The organism is Enterobacter sp. Ag1, assembly GCA_000277545.1.
Lineage (GTDB): Bacteria > Pseudomonadota > Gammaproteobacteria > Enterobacterales > Enterobacteriaceae > Cedecea.
This window is the reverse complement of the sequence record AKXM01000040.1, coordinates 109,496-133,734: the sequence shown is the minus strand read 5'-3', so window position 1 is coordinate 133,734 and position 24,239 is coordinate 109,496. Positions and strand designations below refer to the sequence as shown.

The 24,239-nt window shown below is 56.2% G+C and carries 26 protein-coding genes; 5 read left to right on the top strand and 21 right to left on the bottom strand.

What is annotated here, in order from left to right:
* Positions 1–22 precede the first annotated feature (22 nt).
* Positions 23–295, bottom strand: a complete 273-nt coding sequence (locus A936_RS16465) for a PTS sugar transporter subunit IIB (RefSeq protein ID WP_008459751.1) — start codon at positions 293–295, stop codon at positions 23–25.
* Positions 296–380: 85 nt separating this feature from the next.
* Positions 381–824, bottom strand: coding sequence for a PTS sugar transporter subunit IIA (locus A936_RS16460; RefSeq protein WP_008459750.1), 444 nt, complete (start codon positions 822–824; stop codon positions 381–383).
* A 256-nt stretch (positions 825–1,080) separates the two neighbouring features.
* On the opposite strand from A936_RS16460, the gene A936_RS16455 reads away from it, so the two are divergent.
* Positions 1,081–2,100 (top strand): LacI family DNA-binding transcriptional regulator, encoded by a 1,020-nt coding sequence (locus A936_RS16455; RefSeq protein ID WP_008459749.1) that lies wholly within the window; start codon positions 1,081–1,083, stop codon positions 2,098–2,100.
* A gap of 57 nt (positions 2,101–2,157) precedes the next feature.
* Here the strand turns inward: A936_RS16455 and yfcD are convergent, their stop codons facing one another.
* From yfcD to yfcF, 3 genes are read right to left on the bottom strand one after another with little or no spacing between them, the layout of a single operon-like run.
* Positions 2,158–2,700: an NUDIX hydrolase YfcD gene (gene yfcD, locus A936_RS16450; RefSeq protein WP_034809601.1), complete on the bottom strand. Its 543-nt coding sequence runs from the start codon at positions 2,698–2,700 to the stop codon at positions 2,158–2,160.
* Between the two features lie 58 nt (positions 2,701–2,758).
* Positions 2,759–3,310 carry a phosphodiesterase gene (gene yfcE / locus A936_RS16445; protein WP_008459747.1) on the bottom strand — a complete coding sequence of 184 codons (552 nt, stop codon included), beginning with the start codon at positions 3,308–3,310 and terminating at the stop codon, positions 2,759–2,761.
* A 57-nt stretch (positions 3,311–3,367) separates the two neighbouring features.
* The gene (yfcF, locus tag A936_RS16440) at positions 3,368–4,012 is read right to left on the bottom strand and encodes a glutathione transferase (RefSeq protein ID WP_008459745.1); all 645 of its coding nucleotides are present in this window, start codon (positions 4,010–4,012) and stop codon (positions 3,368–3,370) included.
* Between the two features lie 151 nt (positions 4,013–4,163).
* Between yfcF and yfcG the strand changes: the two genes are divergently transcribed.
* The 3 genes from yfcG (at position 4,164) to A936_RS16425 (ending at position 6,147) form a co-directional block, all read left to right on the top strand.
* On the top strand, positions 4,164–4,793 hold the full coding sequence (yfcG, locus tag A936_RS16435; RefSeq protein WP_008459744.1) for a GSH-dependent disulfide bond oxidoreductase: 630 nt from the start codon (positions 4,164–4,166) through the stop codon (positions 4,791–4,793).
* Positions 4,794–4,870: 77 nt separating this feature from the next.
* Positions 4,871–5,230, top strand: coding sequence for a dihydroneopterin triphosphate 2'-epimerase (folX, locus tag A936_RS16430; RefSeq protein WP_192810979.1), 360 nt, complete (start codon positions 4,871–4,873; stop codon positions 5,228–5,230).
* Between the two features lie 23 nt (positions 5,231–5,253).
* Positions 5,254–6,147 carry a TIGR01777 family oxidoreductase gene (locus tag A936_RS16425; RefSeq protein WP_008459742.1) on the top strand — a complete coding sequence of 298 codons (894 nt, stop codon included), beginning with the start codon at positions 5,254–5,256 and terminating at the stop codon, positions 6,145–6,147.
* Positions 6,148–6,183: 36 nt separating this feature from the next.
* Here the strand turns inward: A936_RS16425 and A936_RS16420 are convergent, their stop codons facing one another.
* From A936_RS16420 to dalD, 3 genes are all read right to left on the bottom strand, one after another.
* Positions 6,184–7,461: an MFS transporter gene (locus tag A936_RS16420; protein WP_008459741.1), complete on the bottom strand. Its 1,278-nt coding sequence runs from the start codon at positions 7,459–7,461 to the stop codon at positions 6,184–6,186.
* A 63-nt stretch (positions 7,462–7,524) separates the two neighbouring features.
* Positions 7,525–8,991 (bottom strand): xylulokinase, encoded by a 1,467-nt coding sequence (gene xylB, locus A936_RS16415; protein ID WP_008459740.1) that lies wholly within the window; start codon positions 8,989–8,991, stop codon positions 7,525–7,527.
* A 9-nt stretch (positions 8,992–9,000) separates the two neighbouring features.
* On the bottom strand, positions 9,001–10,395 hold the full coding sequence (gene dalD / locus A936_RS16410) for a D-arabinitol 4-dehydrogenase (protein ID WP_034809598.1): 1,395 nt from the start codon (positions 10,393–10,395) through the stop codon (positions 9,001–9,003).
* A 194-nt stretch (positions 10,396–10,589) separates the two neighbouring features.
* Between dalD and A936_RS16405 the strand changes: the two genes are divergently transcribed.
* A complete protein-coding gene (locus A936_RS16405) occupies positions 10,590–11,540 on the top strand; it encodes a sugar-binding transcriptional regulator (protein ID WP_008459738.1) in 951 nt (316 codons plus the stop codon).
* Between the two features lie 128 nt (positions 11,541–11,668).
* Here the strand turns inward: A936_RS16405 and hisP are convergent, their stop codons facing one another.
* The 13 genes from hisP to accD all read right to left on the bottom strand — a co-directional run bounded on the left by hisP (position 11,669) and on the right by accD (position 24,146).
* A complete protein-coding gene (gene hisP / locus A936_RS16400; RefSeq protein WP_008459737.1) occupies positions 11,669–12,442 on the bottom strand; it encodes a histidine ABC transporter ATP-binding protein HisP in 774 nt (257 codons plus the stop codon).
* 10 nt (positions 12,443–12,452) lie between these two features.
* Positions 12,453–13,166 carry an ABC transporter permease gene (locus tag A936_RS16395; RefSeq protein ID WP_008459736.1) on the bottom strand — a complete coding sequence of 238 codons (714 nt, stop codon included), beginning with the start codon at positions 13,164–13,166 and terminating at the stop codon, positions 12,453–12,455.
* On the bottom strand, positions 13,163–13,849 hold the full coding sequence (locus A936_RS16390; protein WP_008459735.1) for a histidine ABC transporter permease HisQ: 687 nt from the start codon (positions 13,847–13,849) through the stop codon (positions 13,163–13,165). The genes A936_RS16395 and A936_RS16390 overlap by 4 nt, the downstream gene beginning before the upstream one ends.
* A 74-nt stretch (positions 13,850–13,923) precedes the next feature.
* Complete coding sequence (hisJ, locus tag A936_RS16385) at positions 13,924–14,706, bottom strand: histidine ABC transporter substrate-binding protein HisJ (protein WP_008459733.1); 783 nt, start codon at positions 14,704–14,706, stop codon at positions 13,924–13,926.
* Between the two features lie 191 nt (positions 14,707–14,897).
* The gene (argT, locus tag A936_RS16380; protein ID WP_008459731.1) at positions 14,898–15,680 is read right to left on the bottom strand and encodes a lysine/arginine/ornithine ABC transporter substrate-binding protein ArgT; all 783 of its coding nucleotides are present in this window, start codon (positions 15,678–15,680) and stop codon (positions 14,898–14,900) included.
* A 287-nt stretch (positions 15,681–15,967) separates the two neighbouring features.
* Positions 15,968–16,540, bottom strand: a complete 573-nt coding sequence (locus A936_RS16375) for a UbiX family flavin prenyltransferase (protein WP_008459730.1) — start codon at positions 16,538–16,540, stop codon at positions 15,968–15,970.
* Between the two features lie 21 nt (positions 16,541–16,561).
* On the bottom strand, positions 16,562–17,233 hold the full coding sequence (locus tag A936_RS16370) for an ArsR/SmtB family transcription factor (RefSeq protein ID WP_008459729.1): 672 nt from the start codon (positions 17,231–17,233) through the stop codon (positions 16,562–16,564).
* Positions 17,234–17,298: 65 nt separating this feature from the next.
* Positions 17,299–18,711, bottom strand: coding sequence for an MFS transporter (locus A936_RS16365; protein ID WP_008459728.1), 1,413 nt, complete (start codon positions 18,709–18,711; stop codon positions 17,299–17,301).
* Positions 18,712–18,846: 135 nt separating this feature from the next.
* Positions 18,847–20,364 (bottom strand): amidophosphoribosyltransferase, encoded by a 1,518-nt coding sequence (gene purF, locus A936_RS16360; RefSeq protein WP_008459723.1) that lies wholly within the window; start codon positions 20,362–20,364, stop codon positions 18,847–18,849.
* Between the two features lie 37 nt (positions 20,365–20,401).
* Positions 20,402–20,887: a colicin V production protein gene (cvpA, locus tag A936_RS16355; protein ID WP_008459721.1), complete on the bottom strand. Its 486-nt coding sequence runs from the start codon at positions 20,885–20,887 to the stop codon at positions 20,402–20,404.
* 299 nt (positions 20,888–21,186) lie between these two features.
* Positions 21,187–21,903, bottom strand: coding sequence for a cell division protein DedD (gene dedD / locus A936_RS16350; protein ID WP_008459719.1), 717 nt, complete (start codon positions 21,901–21,903; stop codon positions 21,187–21,189).
* The gene (gene folC, locus A936_RS16345; protein WP_008459717.1) at positions 21,893–23,161 is read right to left on the bottom strand and encodes a bifunctional tetrahydrofolate synthase/dihydrofolate synthase; all 1,269 of its coding nucleotides are present in this window, start codon (positions 23,159–23,161) and stop codon (positions 21,893–21,895) included. Before folC ends, dedD begins: the two co-directional genes overlap by 11 nt.
* Before the next feature lie 64 nt (positions 23,162–23,225).
* Positions 23,226–24,146 carry an acetyl-CoA carboxylase, carboxyltransferase subunit beta gene (gene accD, locus A936_RS16340; protein WP_008459714.1) on the bottom strand — a complete coding sequence of 307 codons (921 nt, stop codon included), beginning with the start codon at positions 24,144–24,146 and terminating at the stop codon, positions 23,226–23,228.
* Positions 24,147–24,239: the final 93 nt, after the last annotated feature.

Genomic DNA, 24,239 nt, shown 5'->3' with positions numbered 1-24,239 from the left:
CCGCCTCCGCTTATTATTATGATTAACGACCGGCGAAATAAGCGCTCAGCTTATTTTCCAGCTCATTGATATCGATGATGTTGTTGATCACCACCAGTTGGCTATCCGGCAGGCGCGCGCTGGCGGCAATATCTTTCGCCATCACAAACACATCCGCCGCGTCCGGCGTGGCGGAAGATAAATCCGAGTGTTCAACCTCTGCCTCAATATTGAGTTTTTTAAGCACCTTTTTAATATTCATTTCGACCATAAAACTACTGCCGAGGCCGGAACCGCAGATTGCCATTATCTTCATTTTGTGTACCTTATATTTTTAGTAGAGTAAGAGCGCATCGCATTTTTCAATGCAACGTAAAAACCTATGGTGTTAAATTAAAAAATTAGAATCGATTAATGATTTTTTGTATTTCCTCCAGGTTATTGGCCTGATGCAGTAACGCCATGTCCTCGTCGCTGGAAAATAGCTCAGCGAGCGCAGAAATCATTTCAATATGGCTATGGCTGTCCGGGGCCGCCAGCATAATAATGACGTCCACCGGGTCGTTCCCCTCAGAATGAAAGCTCACGCCCCGCTTCAGCTTCAGCAGCGACAGGCCAAGCCCGGTCGCGCCCTCTTCCGGACGCGCATGCGGCATCGCCAGGCCCGGTGCCAGCACATAGTACGGCCCAAGCTTCTGGTGCTGCTGCATAATAGCCGTCAGGTAATGAGGGGCAATAATCCCCGCGTCCAGCAGCGGCCGGGCGCTAATCTCCAGCGCCTGCTGCCAGTTTGCGACCTCGTCCTGAAGCTGAATAGTCTGCGGATGCAGCCATTGGTTGAGCACGATAACCTCTCGAAATCGACATTGATGATGGGCAAACTTTATTCAACGGCCCTGGGTTTAACTGTGATTGATATCACAAAGATAGCGCTACCAATAACTATCACTCGATTTTGTGATAGCGCTATCAAATTGCAATCATTGTGTTAAATCGCATTTAGGCGCACGATTTCAGGCGTATACTTGAGCGATATTTCCCCTTCGTTTTCAGGGGCCAACGTCAGCCTGGCGTTTTTCAGGTCGAGAATCAGGAATCACAATGTCCATAACCCGAAAGCGGCGAAGTACCGGTAAGGTGACGCTTGCAGATGTGGCTCAGCTCGCCGGAGTTGGTACTATGACCGTTTCGCGAGCGCTAAGAACCCCGGAGCAGGTTTCCGACAAATTACGCGAAAAAATCGAAGCGGCGGTTTCCGAGCTGGGTTATATGCCCAACCTTGCGGCAAGCGCGCTGGCCTCCGCCTCCTCGTACACCATTGCAATGGTGGTCCCAAGCCTGGCAGAATCCGGCTGCAGTGAAATGTTTGCCGGCCTGCAGCAGGTGCTGCAGCCTGCGGGGTATCAGATAGTCCTGGCAGAATCCCAGCACCGGCTGGAGCAGGAGGAGAAGCTGCTGGAAACCCTACTGGCGTCCAATATTGCCGCGGCGATCCTACTGAGCGTGGAACACAGCGACACGGTGCGAGGCTGGCTGAAACACGCCAGCATTCCTGTGCTCGAAATCGGTGCCACCCGCGCCGATCCGCTGGACATGAACATCGGCATTGATAACGTCGCCGCCATGTTTGAACTGACGGAAATGCTCATCCATCGGGGCTATCAGAATATCGGGCTACTGTGCGCGAACCAGGAACAGTGGATTTTCCAGCAGCACCTTCAAGGCTGGTACAAAGCGATGCTGCGCCACCATATGTCGCCCAACAGGGTGATCAACGCTGCCGCGCCGCCGAATTTCTCCACCGGGGCCGCACAGCTACCCGAGTTTTTGCTGGCCTGGCCGGAGCTGGATGCGCTGGTTTGCGTGTCGGATGAGCTGGCCTGCGGCGCGCTGTACGAATGCCAGCGCAGGCGCATCAAAGTGCCTGACGACTTAGCCATCGTCGGGTTTGGCGACAGCGACGTGAGCCGCGTGTGCCAGCCAGCGCTGACCACCATTGCGGTACCGCATCGTAAGATTGGGATTGAAGCCGGGCGAGCGCTGTTGGCAAGAATTAACGAAGAAGAATGGGACAGAAGCCCGACTATCGCGTCATCGCTGTGTATGCGGGAGAGCTGCTGATTTTCCCTCACCCAGGTCCCCTCCTGGCTGGAAAAGGATCGGGGTGAGGGCCAACAATTACTCGCTTTCTTCGCTGTGTGACTCGTTTTTGGCGTTGCGGGTCATCCACAGCGCCAGCGCCTTCAGCGAATCAGGGGTAAATTCGTCACAGCGCGCGGTGATCTCTTCCGGGGACATCCAGCTCACTTCGCTGACTTCTTCTTCCTGCAGCGCGAAAGGCCCGTGGGACACGCAGCTAAAAAGCCCGCCCCAAACGCGGCAGCTATCGTCTTCGAAGTAGAACTGCCCGTGTTCCGCGAACGGCACGCCGGCAATACCCAGCTCTTCTTCCGCCTCGCGGCGAGCTGACTCGAGCATTTGTTCATCCGCCTGTACTACGCCGCCTGCGGTAGCATCCAGCATGCCCGGCATGAAGTCTTTAATTTCGGTGCGACGCTGCACCAGAATTTTGCCCATACCATCGTGAACAACAATATAGGTCGCGCGATGACGCAGCCGCTGCGCACGCATTTGCTCGCGGCTTGCCTGTGCGATGACCTCATTGTCCTCATTAACAATATCTACCCATTCCGTGCCGACAAAATGACTCTGTTCCACCATCAGGGAAACCTTATTCAGGGGCGCTCTTACGGCGCGTTATTGGATTAACCTGTCAACGTTACGGGGTAATACGCACCTGTGCAATAACCCCATCACTCTCCAGCGTGCGAACGGTCAGAACACCATCATCCAGCATCCCGTAACTGGCCTCAAAACCGCCCTTCGGTATGCTGACAGAGCCTGGATTAAACAAATAGATCTGTTCGTGCTTTTCTGCAACCGGAAGATGCGTATGGCCGAAAATCAGAACATCGCCAGCGGACAGCGGCGGCAAATGCCCAGGATGATAAAGATGCCCGTGGGTCAGAAAAAGCCGCTGCTCCGCCAGCAAAACCTGCTGCCAGGGCGCGGTAATCGGAAACTGGAGCAGCATCTGGTCCACTTCGCTGTCGCAGTTTCCGCGCACCGCGATAATCTTATCGGCAACGCTATTCAGGCACTGCGCCACCGCCGGAGGATTATAGCCTTCGGGCAACGCGTTCCGAGGACCGTGATTCAGTAAGTCGCCCAGAATAACCAGCCATTTCGCGCCGCTGTGTGCAAAACGTTCCAGGACTTTTTCCGTAGCGGGTAGCGAACCGTGAAGGTCCGAAGCAAACATCAGTTTCATTTATCCCTGGCTCCAGTAATGACAATCCGCCAATGATAACGAATTCCCCGCCCGCTATCAGCCTGCGTTTTTGGCCGACTGTGCCAGCCAAAGCTGCACCGACGCGCGCTGCCACTGAAAGCTCGCATACTCTTTCAGCCGCTCAGGCACTTCATCCCCGTTCAGGATCAGACGGTTGAGCATTAGCGCCAGGTCGGTGTCGGCGATAGACCATTCACCAAACAAATTTTGCTGCCCTTGCGGGAGCAAATGCTCTGCGGTAGCGATTAACTTCTCTGCAGCCCGTTGGCCCGCCGGGCTTAGCGCCGGTTTCTTCTCGCCGGCAAAGACCACGGCCGTGGAGCGCTCTTCCCGAATGGGCATTAAGTCGCTGCGCAGCCACGCCTGCACCTGCCGCGCCCGGGCGCGTTTTTCAATGTCATGAGGATAAATGCGTTCCCACGTCGGCGGCGCAAAACGCTCTTCCAGATATTCATCAATGGCGGAGGATTCGCTGAGCACAAAATCGCCAACCGCCAGCACCGGCACGCGGCGAGTCAGATCAAACCCCTTCCAGCCAGGCTTTAAATTCTGGCCACTGGCGAGGTCGATGGTTTGCAGCGCAAAGGCGAGTCCTTTCTCTTTCAGCGCAACAAAAACGGAAAGCACATAGGGGCTGAAACACTGGCTATCGGTCCACAACGTAATGGCAGGCTGGCTCATCATATCCTCACTTATTCGCGCGACAGGTTATTGAACATAGAGCGAAAAAAGCGTTTTGTCATCCGCTTAAAACGCACCATTGCGGTGCAGAAATAGCAATAACTTCTATACTCGAAACATTTGCCAAAATGGACTAACCCCTGGAGTGACCATGATCGAACTTTATTATGCGCCTACCCCAAACGGCCATAAAATTACCCTGTTTCTGGAAGAGACCGGCCTGGAGTACAAAATCCACCGGGTCGATATCGGCAAAGGCGAACAGTTTCGCCCGGATTTTTTGGCTATCTCGCCGAATAACAAAATTCCTGCCATCGTGGATAACAAACCGGCCGACGGCGGCGAGCCTTTAAGTCTCTTTGAGTCCGGCGAAATTTTGCTTTATCTGGCGGATAAAACCGGGTTACTCCTCAGCAAAGAACTGCGCGCCCGCCATGCCACGCTGCAGTGGCTTTTCTGGCAGGTCGGCGGCTTCGGCCCGATGCTGGGCCAGAATCACCATTTCAACCACTTTGCTCCGCAGCCCGTCCCTTATGCTATCGAGCGCTACCAGGTTGAAACCCAGCGTCTTTACGGCGTACTCAATAAACAGCTGGAGAAAGCCCCGTGGCTTGGCGGCCACGATTACAGCATTGCGGACATCGCGACTTATCCCTGGGTGGTGTCCCATGAGCGCCAGCGCGTTGACCTCGCCAATTTCCCGGCGGTTAGGAACTGGTTTGAGCGGATCCGCACCCGGCCTGCCACCGTGAAGGCTTATCAGCGGGCAGAGAAGGGATAATCCCCGGTTCAGGTTTTTTCCCGCGCTGGTGTATCCTGTGGCGGGAAAAGACTAATAAGGAACCTGCAATGTCATCCATGCAACCAGACGCCATTATTCGCATTAAAAACCTGCGCCTGCGGACTTTTATTGGTATCAAAGAAGAAGAGATCGCCAACCGGCAGGATGTCGTGATTAACGTCGCTCTCCACTACCCAGCGGGCAAAGCCAGGGAGAGTGAAGACATCAACGACGCGCTGAACTACCGCACCGTGACCAAAGACATCATCCAGCTGGTTGAGAATAACCGCTTCTCCCTGCTGGAAAAATTAACTCAGGATGTGCTGAACATCGCATGCGCCCACCCGTGGGTGACATATGCTGAAGTAGAGATCGATAAACTTCACGCGCTCCGCTACGCCGACTCGGTATCCATGACCCTGAGCTGGCGGCGATAAGCGCGTCCAGGTGGGAGGAAAGTATGGAGATCCTGATTACCGGCGGCAGCGGGCTGATTGGCCGCCACCTGACAGCTCGCCTGCTCGAGCTGGGCCATACTGTTTCGGTCGTCACACGTGAGCCGGAAAAGGCCCGCAAGCGGCTGAATAATCGCGTCGTACTGCTCAAAGGACTCGACGGCTTACAGAATCTCGACGCCTTTGACGCGGTCATCAACCTGGCCGGGGAGCCGATCGCCGATAAGCGCTGGAGCGAGGACCAAAAGCAGCGCCTGTGCCAGAGCCGCTGGCAAATCACCGAGCGGCTGGTCGAGCTGTTTAAAGCCAGCCAGCAGCCGCCCAAAGTCTTCATTTCCGGGTCAGCCACCGGCTATTACGGCGACCTTGGCGAAGTGGTCGTTACCGAAGACGAACCTCCCCACAACGAATTTACCCACAAACTTTGCGCCCGCTGGGAGCAAATCGCCTGTGGTGCGCAAAGTGAAAAGACGCGAGTTTGCCTGTTACGTACCGGCGTTGTTTTAGCCCCCAAAGGCGGAATTCTGGCCAAAATGCTGCCGCTGTTCCGGCTGGGGCTCGGCGGCCCCATCGGCAATGGCAGGCAGTATCTGGCGTGGATCCACATCGACGATATGGTAAACGGCATTCTCTGGCTGCTGGATAACGACCTGCGCGGGCCGTTTAATCTGGTTTCCCCTTACCCGGTTCGTAACGAACAGTTTTCCCATGCTCTCGGCCATGCCCTCAAGCGCCCGGCGATACTTCGCGCCCCGGCCACGGCCATTCGTCTTCTGATGGGGGAATCTTCGGTGTTAGTGCTCGGCGGGCAGCGGGCGCTGCCTAAACGCCTTGAGGAATCCGGCTTTGGCTTCCGCTGGTTTGATTTAGATGAAGCTCTGGCGGATGTGATTCGCTAACGGCAAAAAGCCGGGTTTATCCCCGGCTTTTTCATTTTACTGCTCTACAGGGCTCATTTTCCCCGCGTCAGCTTTACCCTTCATCCGTTTCGGCTGCGGAACTTTGATGATAAACGTCAGCACGCCCGCGAACAGATACAGCCCGGTGTACACCCAAACTACGCCCACAATGTCGAAAAACGGCAGGATCAGTGACGCAATAGCCGGTGCCACAAAGTTGCTCATCCCCGCCGACAGATTATAGATGGAAATGGCCGCCCCGCGATGATGCGGCTCCAGGGTTGGAAACACCGCCGTCATCGGCACAAACGCCGCGACAAAAGTGCCGAGCATGACCGCCGGGATCAGCGCCACCCAGAAGTTATGCCCCACCCACACCGGCAGGTAATAAAACGTCAGGCTGGAGATCGCCATACCTAAACAGCCGAACCAGCGAACCTGGCGGATCCAGCCGATGTACTCCCCCATGATTCCCCAAAAGATATTGGTGAAAATGGTGACGAAGAAGAACACCGCCCAGATTTGCAGCCATTCTGAAATCGTAAAACCGAGACGGTCAACAAACAGCAGCGGCATCACTATCGCAAAGCCAAACAGCGACAGCGTGTTAATAATGCGGATAAGACAGGCGTAAAACACGTCACGGTTGCTGAACAGAATGGTCACGGCCCGCGACATCTCCGTCATTTTCTCTTTCAGCGGCAAATTAACCCGCGAACGGTCAACCGGCACATTACGCAGGCTGAAGAAGGCTATAAGCCCCCCGCCCGTGACCCAGGCAATGGCCATCCACAGCGTCCCCGTTTCGCCAAATGCCGGGATAGTCAGGCTGGGCAGATAGCTCCCTACCACGCCGATGCCGATAGAGTACATCGCCCAGAACCAGCCCGTTGCCGCCGCCAGCCTCTCACGCGGTACCACCTGCACCAACATCAGCATGAAGGAGTAGATAAACAGCGGATAAGCCAGGCCGCGAATGCCGTAAAACAGAAGCATCAGCGGGTAGTTACGCATCCCGAGGCCAAGCGTCATAAACAATGCATGCATCACGACCCAGGTCACAAAACCAATCAGCATTGCTTTTTGCGGGGTGATAAGCTCAGCGACTACGCCGGAAGCCCAGGCCGCCAGACCTGCCGCAAGGCCATACAGAGTAAACACCATCGCTGATTCCGCGGGCGTAAAGCCCATGTCGGTAATGTGTTTAGACAAAAACGCCATCTCGAAACCATCGCCGCTCATAAAAATAGCGATGGCGACAAATCCCCACAGCAGATGTTTAGGTAAACCAAACCAGTAGTGTTTAGATTGCATCACACTCTTCCTCGTTCACGGGTACAGGGGTTTCCGGCGGCAGAGAGGCCGCCGGAAGGGCCGTCAGGGCAGCAGCTTACGAGCGGCTTTTTGTTGTTGGTAAAGCAGATGGAACACGGACAACCGCTGCTGCAGCACACTTTGCAGTTTTTTACGCGGCGTGAAGCGCTGTTGAACAGGAGGCTTGCGGCAAACAACTTCTTCTACGCCGCCGTCGGCCAACCAGCCAAGGCGAGCAGCACCGAGCGCTCCGGAGGAACTCGCCGGATGGGTCACAATCGGCACATCCAGCACGTCGGCAATCAGCTGCGCCCAGATAGCGCTACGCGCCCCTCCGCCGGTCAGGCTGCATTGGGTAATCTGGCTGCGGGACGTCTCCAGCACCGCCATGCCGTCCGCCAGGCCAAAAGTCACGCCCTCAATCACCGAATACCCCAGTAAGGCACGGCTGGTTTCATGGTTGAGTGCGAAGAAACTCCCCATGGCGTGAGCATCGTTATGCGGCGTGCGCTCCCCAGACAGATAAGGCAGGAAAACAGGCGCATGCTTTTTCTGCTCGTCGCTCAGATCTGCCATTTCCTCCATAAGCTGGCTTTCGGTGACCGACAGCAGATTGCACACCCAGCGCAGGCAGCTGGCGGCGCTGAGCATTACGCTCATCTGGTGCCAGCGCTGAGGTAGAGCGTGGCAAAAAGCATGCACGCCGGATTCAGGGCGGGTTTGCAGCTCGTCGTTTACCACGAAGATAACGCCAGACGTGCCGAGCGAAATAAACGCATCGCCGCTGTTCACCGCGCCAACGCCCACTGCCGAGGTAGCATTATCGCCACCGCCGCCGGCGATGTTAACGCCGGAGCTAAGCCCCCACTCGGTCGCCAGGGCGGAACGTAAAACGGCGCTGACTTCGCTGCCCTCTACCAGGCGCGGCATCTGGCTGCGGGTTAGTCCGGTCGCCGCCAGCAGTTTGTCTGACCAGTCACGTTTTGCCACGTCCAGCCACAGCGTTCCGGCGGCGTCCGACGGGTCAGAAACGAACGCGCCGCTCAGCCGCCAGCGCAGGTAGTCTTTCGGCAGCAGCACCTTATCCACGCGGGAAAAGATTTCCGGCTCGTGCTCTGCCACCCAGCGTAGCTTCGGGGCGGTAAAACCGGGCATCACCAGGTTGCCGCTGATGGTCAGAAATTCAGGGTGTTCTGCCGTGAGCCGAGCGCATTGTTCGGCGCTGCGCGTGTCGTTCCACAGAATGCAGGGGCGCAGCACTTTTCCCTGGTCGTCCAGCAGCACCGCGCCGTGCATCTGCCCGGACAAGCCAATAGCGCGAATTTTCGCCCAGGCATCAGGCATTTGCTGGCGCAGCGTAGAGACCACCTGCTGCGTCGCCTGCCACCAGGCCTCAGGATCCTGCTCCGCCCAGTGCGGATGCGGGCGCTGAACGGTTAATGCCGCGTGAGCAGAGCCTAAAATTTCACCCTGCCCGTCAATCAGCAAAGCCTTTAGTTCAGAGGTGCCGATATCGATGCCAAGATACATAGCGCCTCCTTAAGCTGCTGCCAAAGGCGATTGAGGAGACTTGATCCACGCCTCAAGGCGAGTGACCGTCCACGCCATCAGCTCATGGAAAGCGGAGGAATGCGCGAGTTCAGCAAACAAAGTTTCGTCGCTGACAAAGGCTTTGAGCGGCTCAGGAGCGGCGAACAAGGCCCGAATCGCGTCGTCCTGCATGACGCCATCCTGGTACTCATAAGGCAGTTGACCTTGCGCCCAGCGCTGCAGGAAGAGGAAGAACAGTGCGGGCAGAATCGCCGTGGCCGCAGGCTCCTCACCTCGCTGATAGCACTCCATCAGCGTAGGGGTAATAAAGCCAGGGATCTTGGACAGGCCGTCGGCCGCCACGCGCTGGTTGGTGTCTTTGATATAGGGATTGCTAAAGCGGGCCAGCACCACATCTCGATACTCAGCCAGATCCAACGGGCTTGGCGACAGTGAAGGAATAACATCCTCCGTGACGTAGTCCCATGCCATCTGCCTAATCGGCTGCTGCACGGTGCTTTCATCAATGTAGTTCAGCCCGGTCAGCGTCCCCGCCCAGGCAATGCAGCTGTGACTGGCGTTCAGAATGCGAATTTTTGCCTCTTCATAGGGCAGCACCGATTTCACCATTTCGACGCCAGCGTTCTCAAGCGGCGGGCGACCGTTGATAAAGTCGTCCTCGATAACCCACTGAATAAAAGACTCCCCCATCACCGGCACCTTATCGTCGAACCCCGTCGCCGCTTTAACCCGTGGAGCAATGTCTGCCGTAGGACGAGGGGTAATACGGTCAACCATGGTGTTAGGCGACACGGTGTGGGTGGTCACCCAGTCAAACAGCGCGTGGTCGCCCTTCGCCTTCAGGAACGACAGAAAGCCGTGGCGGAAGCGTTCGCCGTTGTGGCGCAGGTTATCGCAGTTGAGCAGCGTTACCGGCTCACCGCCGTTGCTCATACGCCGATGCAGAATGCGGCTGAGCGCGCCGTAAAGCGTGGTCATACCCCCGGCAAGATCGGCTTTGACATCCGGCTGATGAACGTCCAGCTCGTGCTGCGGCGTGAGATAATACCCGGCTTCGGTAACGGTGAAGGCGATCACGCGGGTCGACGCCCTGGCCCCCTCTTCAACCAGGGCTGTAATCTCTTTATCCCACGGCAGCACTTTTCGGATAGAGGTAATCTTTTCGTAGGCTCGGACACCTTCCGGCGTAACGGTTTCCAGCACATATTCGCCGTGCTGCGCCGCCAGTTGACTCAGCAACTCGCCGGCATCATCGCGGATGTTGCCCAGCGAAATACTCCAGCCGTCATCGCCCTGCTCGCGCAGCTGATTGAGATACCACGCCTGATGGGCACGGTGGAAAGAACCTGCGCCAATATGCATCCATACCGATTTCGTCGTCATGATTCACCTCAGAATTAAGCATTTGTCATTTTCATGGGCATTTGCCCGATTGTTATAGTCTAGTTGCGGCAGGTGCCGTCTTTCTGAGATCAAACTCACACAGACAACATTTGCCCATCAAAATGACTTTTGCCCAATTACCAACGAAACGCGCGCGGAGTAGAATGTGTTTCAAAGAGTCATAAGGTGTCGCCATGAGCAGAGAAGAGAAAAAACAAGAGCAAGCCGCACGCGTTGCCTGGATGTATTACGTGGCAGGTATGACGCAGCAGGATATTGCCCGCGAACTGGGCATTTCCCGTCAGGTCGCTCAGCGGCTGGTTTCTTCCGCACGCGAGCAGGGTATGGTAACGGTGAAAATTGCCCATCCGGTCGCCCGCTGCCTGAAGCTGGCGCAGCAAGTCCAGGAGCGTTTCGGCCTGGAAATCTGCCGCGTGGTGCCTTCGGAGGGGCTGGATGACGAAGCTATCCAGCAGATGCTGGCGGTGGAAGGTGCCGAAGTGATGTCACAGTTTATCGCCGACGAGCAGCCGCAGGTTTTCGGCATCGGCTCCGGGAAAACGCTGCGCTCAATCATCGACGTCCTACCGTGGATCGAACGCCCGCAGCACCACTGCGTCTCAATGATTGGGGCGATTGCGCGCGATGACTCGGGTACGCGCTATGACATGCCGCTAAAAATGGCGGAAAAAATGCAGGGCAAATATTATTTCATCCCCGCCCCTCTGTACGCCGACAGCGAAGAAGACAGAGACATGTGGTGCCGGCATAAAGTGTACCAGCGAGTAACAGACCGGGCGCTGGCGGCCAATGTCGCGTTCCTCGGTGTTGGCGAGGTGGACATAGGCTGCCCGCTGAACGCCGAGGGTTTTATTACCGACGAGCAGGTCAACATGCTGCACCGCCAGGGCGTTGCCGGTGAAATGCTGGGGCATTTCTTTGACCACGGTGGCCAGCGCGTTTACAGCGAGCTGGATGCTCTGCTGACCAGCGTGCCTCTGCAAAGCGATAACCCACGTAAGATCATCGCTTTTTCCGGTGGAGCGCGAAAATTTGCCGCCATCAAAGCAGCATTGACCGGTCGCTGGATGTCAGGCCTGGTAACGGATGAGAGTACGGCGGTAAGGTTGTTGGCTGAGAGGTGAGGCGTTATTCACCCTCACCCCGGCCCTCTCCCAGAGGGAGAGGGGGAAAACAATGAATGCCCACTCCGATTGGGAAGGGAGAAAACCATAAGTCCCCTCTCCCTTTGGGAGAGGGTTAGGGCGAGGGATTACTTCAACGAACCAGAAAGGAACTGCTGCAGGCGAGCGCTCTTAGGGCTGCCAAACAGCTCGGCTGGCGGGCCTTCTTCTTCAATGCGGCCCTGATGCAGGAAGATAACGTGGCTGGAAACATGCCGGGCAAAGTCCATCTCGTGGGTGACCACCACCATGGTTTTCCCCTCTTCCGCCAGCTTCTGCATAATGCGCAGGACTTCGCCCACCAGCTCCGGGTCAAGCGCCGAAGTAGGCTCGTCAAACAGTAGCACTTCCGGCTCCATCGCCAGCGCACGGGCAATGGAAACGCGCTGCTGCTGGCCACCGGACAGATGCACCGGGTATTTAACGTACTGACGCTCGTCGATGCCGACTTTGGCCAGGTACTTAATCGCCCGTTCTTTTGATTCCTGCTTGCTCAGTCCAAGCACCTGAATAGGCGCTTCCATCACGTTTTCCAGCACCGTCATGTGGCTCCACAGGTTGAAGTGCTGGAACACCATCGTCAGGCGAGTGCGCAGCAGGCGCAGCTGGTTTTTGTCGGCGACTTTGAGCTGGCCGTCTTTGTCCCGCACCAGATTGATGTTCTGGTTGCTGACCACAATCGTGCCTTCACTTGGTTTTTCAAGGAAGTTAATGCAGCGCAAAAAGGTACTTTTGCCCGAGCCAGACGAACCGATGATGCTGATCACGTCCCCGGCGTTAGCCTTCAGAGACACCCCTTTGAGCACTTCATGTTCGCCGTAGCGTTTGTGCAGATCCGTTACGTTTAATTTAATTTCAGCCATCAGAAGTCACTCAGTGCGAAACGGGTTTAACGTGCTGCAGCCAGCGTTTTTCCGCTTTGCGGAACAGGCTTATCAGCACATAAGAGATAATCAAATACAGCACGGCCGCGATGCCAAACGCGGTAAACGGCTGGTAGGTTGCGGAGTTGATATCACGGGCAATCTTGAGCAGATCCGGCACCGTGGCGGTAAACGCCAGCGCCGTAGAGTGCAGCATCAGGATCACTTCGTTGCTGTAGGCCGGCAGCGCAATACGCAGGGCGGAAGGCAGAATAATACAGCGGTACATTTTCACTTTTGAGAAGCCGTAAGCGCGCGCCGCTTCAATATCACCGTGCGGAACCGAGCGAATAGCACCGGCGAAAATCTCCGTGGTGTAGGCGCAGGTGTTGAGCGTCAGCGCCAGTACGGTACAGTTCAGGCCGCTGCGGAAGAACGCGTTCAGCAGCTCCGTCCCTTTGACTATCTCCAGCGTGTACATCCCGGAATAGAACACCAGCAACTGCACGTAGAGCGGCGTACCGCGGAATACGTAGGTAAAGAGCCAGATGGGGAACGAAATAAATTTGTTGCTGGACACTCGCCCAATGGCGAGGAACAGCGCCAGAATCCCGCCCATCACCACCGACGTAATCAACAGCCACAGCGTAATGGCGACGCCCGTAAAGCGGTAACCGTCCGTCCACAGCAGCGACTGCCAGTAATCGTGAATAATATCGATCATAGCTCGGCCCTCTTCACGCCAACGGAATAGCGGCGTTCAAGCCAGAGCAGCACTCCGTTTGAAACCGTGGTAAAGACCAGGTAGATAATCCCGGCGACAATCGCAAAGTAGAACGGCTGCCAGGTGCTTTTCCCGGCGAGCTGCGTGGCTTTCACCACGTCTTCCAGGCCAAGCAGAGAAACCAGCGCGGTGGCTTTGAGGATCACCTGCCAGTTGTTACCTATGCCCGGCAGCGCGTAGCGCATCATGGCCGGGAACAGAATACGGCGGAAAGTTTGTGATCCGGTAAAGCCAAAGGCAGTGGCCGCCTCAATATGGCCCTTCGGCACGGCAAGATAGGCCCCACGGAAGGTTTCGGTGAAATAAGCCCCGTAGATAAAACCGAGCGTGATGATCCCGGCGATCATTGGATCGATATCAAACTGCGCCATTCCCAGCGCATCTGTAATGCTGTTGAGCAGCATCTGCAGCCCGTAGAAAATTAACAGCATCAGCACCAGATCAGGCACGCCGCGAATCAGCGTGGTGTAGCCTTCAAACAGCAAAGCGAGCGGGCGATTTTTGGACAGTTTTGCACCAGCACCGGCAAGCCCAATCAGCACGGAAAGGACAACCGAGGCGAGCGCCAGCTCAAGCGTAACCAGAGCCCCTTTGAAAATTACTTCGGAAAAGCCATACAACATGGTGCGTATCCTGTCGTCAGTGTTTGCTGCTTATTGGGCCCCGTCTGACGCGGGGCCTTTGTCACCGGTAAGGCTTATTCACCATACACATTAAAATCAAAGTACGGCTTCGCTAACTTGTCGTAAGTGCCGTCTTTACGCATCTCCGCGAACGCCTTGTTCAGCGCCTCACGCAGTTCGTTATCTTCTTTACGCAGGCCCATGCCGGTGCCTACGCCAAACAGCTTGTCGTCTTTGATGGACGGGCCACCGAACTGATAGTTTTTGCCCACCGGCTGCTTCAGGAAGCCTTCGCTGGCGGCGACTTCATCCTGGAAGGCGGCGTCAATACGTCCGGCAGCCAGGTCGGCGTAAATGGAATCCTGTCCCTGATAGGAGACAATTTCGATGCCTTTCGGCGCCCAGTGTTCATTGCCGTAGGTTTCCTGCGTGGTGCCCTGCAGCACGCCGACGCGCTTGCCTTTCAGCGACTCAAGGGTCGGCTGAATCGGGGAACCCTTGGCCACCACCAGACGAGAATCTGCCGCGTACAGCTTGTCGGTAAACGCAATTTCCTGCTGGCGTTTCTCGGTGATGGACAACGAAGACATGATGGCGTCGATCTTCTTCGCTTTCAGCGACGGGATCAGCGCATCCAATGGGTTTTCAACGAAGGTACATTGGGTGTTAATGCGCTTGCAGAGTTCTTTCGCCAAATCGATATCAAAGCCGATCAGCTGGCCCTGAGCATTTTTGGATTCAAATGGCGCATAGGTTGGGTCCGTGCCAATCCGCAGGGTTTTCGGAATGGCAGCGAATGCTGTGGTCACGCTGGAAAACGCCAGCACCAGAGAAAGAGACAAAACCAGCTTTTTCATAATTATCCTCAATAGACTGTCCGTTACTTAAGGCTCACACCCACTACAAACAGGGAAAACTTACGCAACACGTTGCGAACAAACCGTTTTCGCACCATAACGGTGCAGCCGGAACGGGGCTGCACCACTGCATAGTTATCCTGCCCGGTTAAGAATATATTCAAAACCGGGCTACAGACTAAGGGATAAACTTATTCGCCGTAAACATTAAAGTCGAAGTACTTTTTCGCCAGTTTGTCGTAAGTCCCGTCTTTACGCATTTCAGCCAGCGCTTTGTCAAACGCGGCCTTCAGCTCAACGTCATCTTTACGCAGGCCGATCCCGGTCCCATCGCCGAAGTATTTTTTGTCCTTCACGGACGGACCGGCAAAGGCATAGTCTTTCCCGGCAGGCTGTTTCAGGAAGCCTTCGCTCCCGGCAACTTCGTCCTGGAATGCCGCATCCAGGCGCCCTGCAGCGAGGTCAGAGTAAATCAAATCCTGGTTGGCGTAGGCCACCACATCAACGCCTTTCGGGCGCCATTCAGCGTTGCCGTAGGTCTCCTGAATGGAGCCCTGCAGCACCCCAACGTGCTTGCCTTTCAGCGATTCGAGCGTCGGCTGAATCGGGGAACCTTTGGCCGCGATCAGGCGGGAATCCGCCGCGTACAGCTTGTTGGAGAAAAGGATCTCCTGCTGGCGTTTTTCAGTGATCGACAGAGACGAGATAATGGCGTCAATTTTCTTCGCTTTCAGCGACGGGATCAGGGAATCAAAGTCGCTGCCAACCCAGGTACATTTGGTCTGAATGCGCTTGCAAAGTTCGTTACCCAGATCGATATCAAACCCAACAAAATCGCCTTTCGCGTCTTTCGAAGAGAATGGCGCGTAGGTCGCGTCGGTACCAATGCGGACGTTTTGCGGAATCGCTGCAAACACGCTGGCTGCGCTGGACAGGCCGAGCAGTAAAGACAGTGCAAGAACCGACTTCTTCATACGATACCCTCAAGTTTGGCTTTCTTATTTGTGATGTCTTGTTGTGTGGTAATGCCTTTGCATACGGAGAGTTGCAGTTCTCATGCCACTTTTCCCTGCGTGGAAAAAAGCCGCTGATTTATGTTAATAAAACGTTGCAACTTCGCGCTAGTTTGAAAGATAGCAGGTCTGGGAAGCGGGACTAGAGGGGAAGGCGGTTTTCGAGGATTAAATCTTCTAAAAGCGATCGGCGTTGCAGAATTGCCCCATAATGAGGCAATCATTTTGTGATGCACCGCAGCAGTGCATTACTTGTGTTCACCCCAGCGAACGAACAGGTCTTCGGGCAGCTCAAGGTCAAACTGATCCAGCACCCGGTTGACCGTCTGGTCGACAATATCCTGCAGCGTTTGCGGGCGATGATAAAAAGCCGGCACTGGCGGCATGATCACCGCGCCCAGCTCGGACGCCTGGGTCATCAGGCGCAGGTGCCCGAGGTGCAACGGCGTTTCGCGAATGCAAAGCACCAGCGGGCGACGCTCTTTCAGCACTACGTCCGCCGCACGGGTCAGCAGCCCGTCCGTATAGCTGTGCACGATGCCGGACAGCGTTTTAATCGAGCACGGCAGCACCGCCATCCCCATGGTCTTAAACGAACCAGAGGAGATGCTGGAGGCGATATCCCGTGAGTCGTGCACAACATCCGCCAGGGCCTGCACATCACGCAGCGAGTAATCGGTTTCCAGCGCCAGCGTCTGGCGCGCCGCATTGCTCATCACCAGGTGGCTTTCCACCTCCGGCAGCTGCTGGAGGATCTGCAGTAAACGCACCCCGTAAATGGCGCCGCTTGCGCCGGAAATACCGACAATCAGTCGTTTCATTCATCACCTTTTCTCACCCTTTCAGGATGACCATTTCGACTCAACTCGCAACCCGGCCGCCTGCCAGCCAGGAAAACCATCATCCACGCGCTGCACCATAAAGTCTTTCTGGCGCAGAAACGCCACTGCCTGTCTGGAAAGTACGCAGAAACGCCCGCCGCAGTAGGCCAGAATATCCCTGTCGCGAGGTAAATCAGACAGGTGCTGCTCCAGCTTCTCCAGCGGAATATTCAGCGCACCGGGAATATGGCCGGCGGAATAATCTTCCGCGGAGCGAACATCCAGCAACAACGCGCCCTGCTCCAGCCTGGCCAGCAGCGCTTCAATGGAAACCCCCTCCAGCCGCAGCGGGTTGTAGAGACTCTCCGTCGCAACGCGCTGCATTTCGCTGTGCTGCCAGGTATTAAAATTGTGCAGAGCAGAAAGCACGTTTGCCACCGGCCCTTCGCCTTCGCGGTAAAAAACCTGCTTCCCGACGCGCCGCGACTGTACGAACCCGGCCCGCCTGAGCTGCTGTAAATGCTGGGAGGTATTGGTCACGGAAAGGCCGGTTGTCTCTGCCAGTTGCTCAACTGAACTTTCGTGCTGAAAAACGGCCTCCAGCAAGGCAAGACGATGGGGATGCGCCATCGCGCGAGCAAGACCTGCCAGTATTTCTAGTTGGCCCTGCGGGCTCCCCATCACTTTTTTCATCCACGCTGCCCGTTATCCGCCAAACGCCGCCGATGTTAGCATTGCCGCCCCTAAAGTGACAGATATCACCTGGCCTGCCGACTCAGGCGTATTGCTAAAAGCGTCGCACCGGCCGGCGCCAAAGCGAAGACCCCAAACAACGCCATACTGGCCGCGCTGGCCCCTTCAACCCCTCCGGGTGAGGTGATGCCGGCCCCGTTAGTAATAACCCCGGCCAGGGCGGCGGCGAGCGCCGTCGCGTAAAGCTGCACGGTGGTAATGGAGGCGGACGCCAGCGTTTCTTCCCCGGGCGGTGCCGCCTGAAATACCTTCGTTAAGAGATGAGGCCAGGCAAGACCAATCCCGAACCCAACGCCCGCCAGCGCCGTACCGCAGGCAACCACGCCCGCCGGGCCGTTAAAAGGTGTCGGCATAATAATGGACAGCGTGACCAACGACACAAGCACCACCAGCGGCCCGACGCAGATTATCCGCTGCGACATTTTTGAACTGACTGAAGCGCTACAAAGCGCCGCCAGCGTCCAGCCCCCGGCCATCATTGCCGTCAAATAACCGGCAGACAACGGGCTGAATAGATGGATGAGCTGCAGAAAGTATGGCACGTAAATTTCCGTCGTCAGGCCAATGACCAGCAGCGCCATCATCGCATAAAGCAGGCCAATACCGCGCGTCGGGGAATAAGCGCCGCGAGGCAGCAATTTTGCCGCGTCCGGCCTGCTGTCCAGGCGAGCGATGAGCCACCCTAGCCCCAGACCAACAGCTATTCCGGAGATATTCAGGGCCAAAGAGCCGCCCAGCCCGGCGAGGGAAATGGCTAGCACAGACAGGACCAACAGCGAGATGGTGAGTACGGGCAATCGTGCCTCACCGGCTTCAGGCTTCGACATGCTCCTAAATTGCACCATCACAATCAGGGCAAGCACGGCGGCTATCGGCAGCAACGCCCAAAACGCAAGGCGCCATTCGCCGATCTCCGCGAAAACACCGCCGATCGCCGGGCCGCATAGGGTTGCGATACCCCACATGCCGGAAACCAGCGCCATAGCCCGGGACCATAGCGGAGCCTCAAAGGCGACGCGGATCAGCGCGTAGCTCAGCGCAAACAACACACCACCTCCGAGTCCCTGCACCACTCTCCCCAGGAGCATGACCGGCATGGAGGGTGCCAGCGCGCAGATTACCGCCCCGCAGGAAAACAGCAGCAGGGCCGACAGGTAGGCCATCGCCGCGCCCTGCCGCGCAATCAGCTTCGCAGAGACGGCGGAGCCTACAATCGACGCGGCGACAAAGAGCGTGGTGTTCCACGCATACCAGGCCAGGCCGCCAATCTCCTGAATGACGGTCGGCAAAATCGTGGTGACGATATAAATATTAATGGCATGCAGCGCCACGCCGCCGGCGAGGGCCAGGGATCGCAGCCCGTTATGGCCGCTAAGCAGCGTGGCCCAGGAGGCATTTTGACTCGTAATGTCTGACATTCACTCTTCCATCTATCATTCCATAAAGTAATGGAATGATAGAATGAAAAACCAACCACAATTTGTCTCTCTGTGCATCGGGCATAAAAAAGCCCACGGGGTAAACCGTGGGCCTGTAAACGAGGGCGGCTTAGCTTAGCCTTCGTTGTGCATCTCTAAGTTTTCCACTTCGTTCTGACGCGCCAGCGCTTTGGAGTCGTCGTTACGCAAGGATTCGAGATACTGCAGGTATTTGTGGTCAACGTCTTTCGTCACGTAGATGCCGTTAAAGACGGAGCATTCGAACTGGGTGATGTCCGGGTTTTCCACGCGTACCGCTTCGATCAGATCGTCCAGATCCTGGAAAATCAGGCCGTCGGCGCCGATGATCTGGCGAATTTCATCCACTTCGCGGCCGTGAGCAATCAGCTCGTTGGCGCTCGGCATATCAATGCCGTACACGTTAGGGAAGCGAATTTCCGGCGCAGCGGATGCCAGGTAAACCTTTTTGGCACCGGCTTCACGCGCCATCTCGATAATCTGCTCAGAGGTGGTGCCACGCACGATGGAGTCATCCACCAGCAGCACGTTCTTGTCGCGGAATTCAGCGCGGTTGGCGTTCAGCTTGCGGCGCACGGATTTACGGCGCAGCTGCTGGCCCGGCATAATAAACGTACGGCCTACGTAGCGGTTTTTCACAAACCCCTGGCGGTACGGCTTCTCAAGAATGCGGGCGATTTCCAGCGCGATGTCGCAGGAGGTTTCTGGAATCGGAATGACCACATCGATATCCAGATCTTCCCATTCACGGGCAATTTTTTCGCCAAGTTTTTTCCCCATCTCAACGCGCGCACTGTAGACGGAGATCTTGTCGATGAAGGAGTCCGGGCGAGCAAAGTACACGTACTCGAACAGGCAAGGATTGCTGACCGGGTTGTCGGCGCACTGGCGGGTGAACAGCTGGCCTTTCTCGGTAATGTAAACGGCTTCGCCCGGCGCGATATCACGCAGGAATTCAAAGCCCAGAGTGTCCAGCGCCACGCTCTCGGAGGCCACCATGTATTCGGTGCGGCCATCGCCCAGATCGCGTTTGCCGATCACTAGCGGGCGGATGCCGTTCGGGTCGCGGAAGGCAACCATGCCGTGGCCGATAATCATCGCCACGCAGGCGTAAGCGCCGCGAATCTGGCGGTTAGTGGCGGCGATAGCAGCAAAAATGTTGTCTGCTTCCAGCGGATAATGGCGGAAGTTATCCAGCTCACTGGCAAAGATATTGAGCAGGATTTCAGAATCAGAAGTGGTGTTAATGTGGCGGCGCTTTTCTTCGAACAGCTTTTTGCGCAGCTCGTGGGCATTGGTCAGATTACCGTTATGCGCCAGCGTAATCCCGTAAGGCGAGTTGACGTAGAAAGGCTGAGCTTCAGAAGCGCTGGAACTGCCGGCTGTGGGGTAACGCACGTGGCCAATACCCATATTCCCCTGCAGACGCTGCATGTGACGGGCTTCAAACACATCGCTCACCAGGCCATTCGCTTTACGCAGACGGAAGCAATTTAACGCGTCGATGGTGACGATGCCTGCGGCATCCTGGCCACGGTGCTGAAGCACCGTTAACGCATCATAAATCGACTGGTTTACCGGCATGAAACCGGCGATACCGACAATACCGCACATGTTGTCTTTTCCTCATTAAGCCACATCCCCACTACGATTAGCGGGGCAAGAAACTTGACGAGCTTTGCAGATAGTCAAAGAACCATCTGATGATGAAACTGAATTGCGGGATAAGCTGCGACTTTTGCCAGTCATCGCTTTTCGAAAAACCGGTAAAGGTATCCAGGAAGAACAGAATGGCGGAGACGATCAGTACGCCACGCAAGGCGCCAAAACAGATCCCCAACACCCTGTCTGTACCCGACAGGCCGGTTTTTTGCACCAGCGCGCTAATCACATAATTGACTATCGCACCAACAATCAGCGTCGCGATAAACAGCACCGCGATAGCTATCCCATTACGTACCAGTTCGTCTTCAAAGCCAGTGAACCAGACTGACAGATAAGTGTAGTAATGACTGGCGACAAAGAAAGCACATCCCCAGGTCACAAGCGATAACGCTTCCTTCACAAACCCACGTATTACGCTTACCAGACAAGAAAAACCGATAACCGCAATGATGGCGTAATCTATCCAGATCATGAAAAAATCTCGTGATAAATTGCCCTGACGTCCAGTTCGGGGCGAATTCTAACAGAAAAAGAAAACGTTTGCGTAGGGATTTCCTTCCCCCGCGTAAATAAATAATGGCGTTGAAAAAAGCATCAACGCCATTAAAAAAGTGCCTGTTTTGCCTTCACTCCGTCGGGGGGAAGCGAGGCTATGCCGTCGTTTTTCCCCTCACCCTAACCCTCTCCCCAAAGGGGCGAGGGAACAGTATGGTGCAATATTTTTCCCCCTCTCCCTTCCAGGGAGAGGGCCGGGGTGAGGCTCACTGGCGACTACCTTGGCGAGTAATTCATCACCACGCCGTTCAGACCAGAAAGGGAATTCAGCTCGCCCAACGAAGACTTCAACTTATCCTTCGAGGCATCCGGCCCGACCAGAATACGGGTAATTTTCCCCTGCACAGGCGTGGTCGGCGAGGTGTAAACCTTGAACCCGGCCCCGCGCAGTTTACCAACAATTTCATTCACTTTGTCCGCATTTTTCAATGCGCCAAGCTGCACCACATAGGCTTGCCCGGTCGGGGCTTTGTCGGCAGTTTTTTCCGCCTTCGACGGCTGTTCGGAGGCCATCGCAAGCTGCTGACCAGTGTTATCATCAGCGGCAGGTTTAGGCTGCGGTTTTTCCACCGGCTTAGGCTTTGGTTTTTCCTGCACGGGCTGCGGCTTAGGCTGTTCGCGCGCGAGAGGCACTTCGTCAACGCCCGCTGAGCCTTCATTCGGGATAGCCCCACTGTTCAGCCCCGGCGGTACGGAAGCGCCCGCCCTTACCTCTTCCGCCGCGCCTTCCGGCGGCTGCGCTGGCAAAGCCTGAGTAGCCGCAGGCAGCATATCGGGCTCGTCGCTGTCTCCAGGTTTTGGCACCAAAGGAATGGCCGCGAACTCATCCTGATAATGTTTTTTCTGCCCGTCCAGCAGACCCGGCAGCACAATCACGCCCAGTGCGACCAGAATAATGGTTCCGACTAATCGGTTTTGAAACTTACTCGCCACCTGCTCTCCCCGCGTCCAGTACTTCCATTACATGGGCCACCGTGTGGAACGAACCACACACCAGCACGGTATCTTCGGCCGTTGCTTCCGCCATGGCGGCATGCCATGCGTCCGCCACGGTTGCAAATGCTTTGCCGTGACCAAGATGGGCCATAAGCTGCTCTGCGCTTGCGCCTCGTGGCCCTTCCAGCGGAGCACAATACCAGCTATCGACCTGAGGCGACAAACAGGCAAGCGTTCCGGCTATGTCTTTATCGTGTAGCATGCCAATCACCGCCAGCACACGACCCTGTTTTGGTAGCGCCGCCAGGCGACCCGCAAGATAAGCCGCCGCGTGAGGGTTATGGGCAACATCAAGAATCACGCACGGTGCCTGAGACACAATCTGGAAACGCCCCGGCAGCGTGGCATGTTCGATGCCATAGCGTATCGCGTTTTCACTCACGTTCAGTTTGCTGGCACGTAAAGCGGCCAGCGCCGTGGCGGCATTGGGCTGTGGAACCAGCGGCAGCGGCAGATCTTTAAGCTCGCCGTTAGCGTCCCGGAACGTCCAGCCTGTGCCGTTAACTTCATAATCCCAGTCAACGCCGCGGCGCAGTAATTGCGCGCCCTTCTCCTGCGCCACATCGGCAATCGTCTGCGGCATATCTGGCTCGCCCACAACCGCAGGGTTATCTCTGCGGAAGACGCCGGCTTTTTCACGGCCAATGCTCTCACGGTCCGGGCCAAGCCAGTCGGTGTGATCGAGCGCAATGCTGGTGACCACAGCCACATCGGAATCCACAATATTGGTGGCATCCAGACGCCCGCCAAGGCCAACCTCAAGAATCACCACGTCTACCGCCTGCTGCTTAAACAATAGCAAGGCCGAGAGCGTTCCGTATTCAAAATAGGTTAAGGAAATATCTCCGCGAGCGGCCTCAATTTCGGCAAACGAGGCGGTATGCAGGGCTTCAGGCAACTCTTCACCCTGAATACGCACGCGCTCGGTGTAACGCACCAGATGCGGAGAGCTATAAACCCCTACTCGATAGCCGTCGGCCATCAGCGCGGTTTCAAGCGTACGGCAGGTGGTGCCTTTCCCGTTCGTGCCGGCCACGGTAAAAACCGTTGGCGCAGGTTTCAGCACATCGAGCTTGCGCGCAACGTTGCTGATGCGCTCAAGGCCCATATCGATAGTGGTGGAATGAAGGTTTTCAAGATAGCAAAGCCACGTGGCCAGGGGCGACGTGGCTTGAGGAATAAGGTCTTTGTCCATGATGCCCACTTAACATGCACATAAAGAAAAGGGCAGAACCTGCTGGCCTGCCCTTAGTTGCGAATCAGGCCTCTTGACCCTGTTCCGGTGCTGGCGGAACCACGATGGGCTCACGCGGGGCTTCCGGGTTTGGCGCTGGCAGATTCATGAACTTCGCCAGGATGCTCGCCAGTTTCAGGCGCATTTCCGGACGACGAACGATCATGTCGATAGCGCCTTTTTCGATCAGGAACTCACTGCGCTGGAAGCCCGGCGGCAGTTTTTCACGAACGGTCTGCTCGATAACGCGTGGACCGGCAAAGCCAATCAGCGCTTTCGGCTCGGCAATGTTCAGGTCACCCAGCATCGCGAAGCTTGCGGAAACGCCGCCCATGGTTGGGTCAGTCAGCACGGAGATGTACGGCAGACCGCGTTCCTGCATTTTTGCCAGCGCAGCGCTGGTTTTCGCCATCTGCATCAGCGACATCAGCGCTTCCTGCATACGCGCCCCGCCGGAAGCGGAGAAGCACACCATCGGGCAGTTGTCTTCCAGCGCCTGCTCAACGGCACGAACAAAACGCGCGCCAACTACGGAGCCCATTGAGCCGCCCATAAAGGCGAACTCGAAGGCCGCAGCCACAACAGGCATACCGTGCAGGGTGCCTTTCATGACAACCAGCGCGTCTTTCTCGCCGGTCTCTTTCTGCGCGCTAACCAGACGATCTTTGTACTTCTTGGAGTCACGGAACTTCAGCAAATCTTTTGGCTCAAGCTCGCTCCCCAATTCCACCATTGTGCCTTCATCTAACAGGCTATGCAGGCGATCGCGGGCCGACATACGCATGTGGTGATCGCACTTAGGGCAGACACCAAGATTGCGTTCCAGCTCGGCGCGGTACAGGACCTGGCCGCAGCTGTCGCACTTGGTCCACACCCCTTCAGGGATGCTCGCCTTGCGGGTGGGAGTAATATTGCTCTTATTGAGAATTCGTTCAATCCAGCTCATTGATGACCTTTCTGCTTGAACCTGGTCGATACCAGCTTTTCTGCGGCAGTTTTCCCTGCCCCAGACCATAAATGGTGCTCATTAAAACACAAC

Coding starts and splice junctions, on each gene's coding strand:
- dalD (WP_034809598.1), bottom strand. CDS start 10,395: ATGACGACGAAATCGGTATGGATGCATATTGGCGCAGGTTCTTTCCAC.
- folX (WP_192810979.1), top strand. CDS start 4,871: ATGCAACCAGACGCCATTATTCGCATTAAAAACCTGCGCCTGCGGACT.
- yfcE (WP_008459747.1), bottom strand. CDS start 3,310: ATGAAACTGATGTTTGCTTCGGACCTTCACGGTTCGCTACCCGCTACG.
- yfcD (WP_034809601.1), bottom strand. CDS start 2,700: ATGGTGGAACAGAGTCATTTTGTCGGCACGGAATGGGTAGATATTGTT.
- cvpA (WP_008459721.1), bottom strand. CDS start 20,887: ATGATCTGGATAGATTACGCCATCATTGCGGTTATCGGTTTTTCTTGT.
- yfcG (WP_008459744.1), top strand. CDS start 4,164: ATGATCGAACTTTATTATGCGCCTACCCCAAACGGCCATAAAATTACC.
- xylB (WP_008459740.1), bottom strand. CDS start 8,991: ATGTATCTTGGCATCGATATCGGCACCTCTGAACTAAAGGCTTTGCTG.
- A936_RS16425 (WP_008459742.1), top strand. CDS start 5,254: ATGGAGATCCTGATTACCGGCGGCAGCGGGCTGATTGGCCGCCACCTG.
- A936_RS16465 (WP_008459751.1), bottom strand. CDS start 295: ATGAAGATAATGGCAATCTGCGGTTCCGGCCTCGGCAGTAGTTTTATG.
- A936_RS16455 (WP_008459749.1), top strand. CDS start 1,081: ATGTCCATAACCCGAAAGCGGCGAAGTACCGGTAAGGTGACGCTTGCA.
- A936_RS16370 (WP_008459729.1), bottom strand. CDS start 17,233: ATGAAAAAAGTGATGGGGAGCCCGCAGGGCCAACTAGAAATACTGGCA.
- folC (WP_008459717.1), bottom strand. CDS start 23,161: ATGGACAAAGACCTTATTCCTCAAGCCACGTCGCCCCTGGCCACGTGG.
- A936_RS16365 (WP_008459728.1), bottom strand. CDS start 18,711: ATGTCAGACATTACGAGTCAAAATGCCTCCTGGGCCACGCTGCTTAGC.
- hisJ (WP_008459733.1), bottom strand. CDS start 14,706: ATGAAAAAGCTGGTTTTGTCTCTTTCTCTGGTGCTGGCGTTTTCCAGC.
- A936_RS16390 (WP_008459735.1), bottom strand. CDS start 13,849: ATGTTGTATGGCTTTTCCGAAGTAATTTTCAAAGGGGCTCTGGTTACG.
- A936_RS16405 (WP_008459738.1), top strand. CDS start 10,590: ATGAGCAGAGAAGAGAAAAAACAAGAGCAAGCCGCACGCGTTGCCTGG.
- yfcF (WP_008459745.1), bottom strand. CDS start 4,012: ATGAGCCAGCCTGCCATTACGTTGTGGACCGATAGCCAGTGTTTCAGC.
- hisP (WP_008459737.1), bottom strand. CDS start 12,442: ATGGCTGAAATTAAATTAAACGTAACGGATCTGCACAAACGCTACGGC.
- accD (WP_008459714.1), bottom strand. CDS start 24,146: ATGAGCTGGATTGAACGAATTCTCAATAAGAGCAATATTACTCCCACC.
- A936_RS16395 (WP_008459736.1), bottom strand. CDS start 13,166: ATGATCGATATTATTCACGATTACTGGCAGTCGCTGCTGTGGACGGAC.
- argT (WP_008459731.1), bottom strand. CDS start 15,680: ATGAAGAAGTCGGTTCTTGCACTGTCTTTACTGCTCGGCCTGTCCAGC.
- A936_RS16420 (WP_008459741.1), bottom strand. CDS start 7,461: ATGCAATCTAAACACTACTGGTTTGGTTTACCTAAACATCTGCTGTGG.
- A936_RS16375 (WP_008459730.1), bottom strand. CDS start 16,540: ATGAAACGACTGATTGTCGGTATTTCCGGCGCAAGCGGCGCCATTTAC.
- purF (WP_008459723.1), bottom strand. CDS start 20,364: ATGTGCGGTATTGTCGGTATCGCCGGTTTCATGCCGGTAAACCAGTCG.